The sequence below is a fragment of the Paenibacillus solanacearum genome, from assembly GCF_910593845.1.
In the GTDB taxonomy this organism is placed as follows: Bacteria; Bacillota; Bacilli; order Paenibacillales; family NBRC-103111; genus Paenibacillus_G; species Paenibacillus_G solanacearum.
This window is the reverse complement of record NZ_CAJVAS010000110.1, coordinates 1-1,313: the sequence shown is the minus strand read 5'-3', so window position 1 is coordinate 1,313 and position 1,313 is coordinate 1. Positions and strand designations below refer to the sequence as shown.

Here is a 1,313-nt window from a genome sequence, read left to right as displayed (position 1 = left end):
TGTAAACTTCACAGGCACAGCGTATCCTTCAACTTGCTTGGCTTTTACACATTTCAATGTTTTTCTTTAACTGGCTCGTCAGAAAGACAATGCCAAAAACTGATTTTTCACCACACTTTTAAACAAGTTTGGAAGATGGTCCGCAATCGCATTATCCATACCTGCATCAGAACGCCACTTTAAAAATGCAGAATAAAAGAATTTCATACTTAAAGGAGGTTCAGGATTCCAAGTTATCTTTTCATGGTTATAATCAAGAATCAATACCTGTCCGCCTGGTTTAGTTGCCCGCGTCAAAGCATTTAAAGCTTCTAATGGGTTTGATAACCATTGAATGACGCGTGCAGAAGTAACTATATCAAATTCATCTTTATACGGAAGGTTGAGAATATCGCCAACTTTAAAATCTAATCCTGGAATATCACCGAAATTTTCTTGAGCTTTTTCAATTAGTGCAGGATTGCTATCAATTCCAACAACACGCCCCGTTGGTCCAACAATGTCGGCAATTCCATGAGTTATCGCTCCGGTACCACAACCAACATCAAGAACAGTCATCCCTGCGGCAAGCAGTTCCGCCAACCTTATATTGGAGGATGCTAATGTGCGAAAATTTAAAACATTAGTTGCCTTTCCAGAAAGTTCAGCCCTATTACGTGCAACGCTAGATTCCATCAAAAAACCCCCCTATTTTTGGATATTTTAAATAAAATATCATCCACTATTCGTTACGTCAACGAATTTCTTTACCCACTCATTATTAAGCTAAAGGGTAACGATAGTGGGGAACTGCTGCAATGCAGTAGGCAATACTTTAGCAATAACGGAGAGATAAAATGACAAATAATTTATTTTGGTTACAGCAGTGGTTCTATGAACAATGTGATGGTGACTGGGAGCATATGCAACAAATAAAAATTGATACACTAGATAACCCTGGTTGGTCGATTAGAATTGATTTGCTTGAAACGAGTCTCGAAAACGAAAATTTCAATAGCATTCGAATAGAACGTACAGATACTGACTGGTTGATATGTAGAGTTGAAGACCACACATTTATGGGAAGTGGAGGAGTGTTTAATCTAAATGAAATAATCGAAATTTTTAAGAATTGGGCAGTTTCAATAAATTGATATTCACCAACCTTACACCTAACAGTGTTAAGCTAACGGGAAACGATAGCGTGGAGCTGTATAATGCTACATAGAATCTAGACAGCAAAAAAGGAGTTCTTTAGTTGTATGTCATCTACTAGACGGAGATTTACACCCGAAGAGAAGGCTCAGATTGTACTGGAAATTTTAAAGGAAGAA

Annotated in this window: 2 protein-coding genes; one reads left to right on the top strand and one right to left on the bottom strand. The window is 37.7% G+C overall.

The window, feature by feature from the left end; translation table 11 throughout:
• Window positions 1–78: 78 nt before the first annotated feature.
• A complete protein-coding gene (locus KXG62_RS33785) occupies window positions 79–675 on the bottom strand; it encodes a methyltransferase domain-containing protein (RefSeq protein ID WP_218096394.1) in 597 nt (198 codons plus the stop codon).
• A 161-nt stretch (window positions 676–836) separates the two neighbouring features.
• Here KXG62_RS33785 and KXG62_RS33780 point away from each other — a divergent pair, with 161 nt between their 5' ends.
• Window positions 837–1,133 carry an immunity 53 family protein gene (locus KXG62_RS33780; protein WP_218096393.1) on the top strand — a complete coding sequence of 99 codons (297 nt, stop codon included), beginning with the start codon at window positions 837–839 and terminating at the stop codon, window positions 1,131–1,133.
• The last annotated feature ends 180 nt before the right edge of the window (window positions 1,134–1,313 follow it).

Coding starts and splice junctions, on each gene's coding strand:
- KXG62_RS33780 (WP_218096393.1), top strand. CDS start 837: ATGACAAATAATTTATTTTGGTTACAGCAGTGGTTCTATGAACAATGT.
- KXG62_RS33785 (WP_218096394.1), bottom strand. CDS start 675: ATGGAATCTAGCGTTGCACGTAATAGGGCTGAACTTTCTGGAAAGGCA.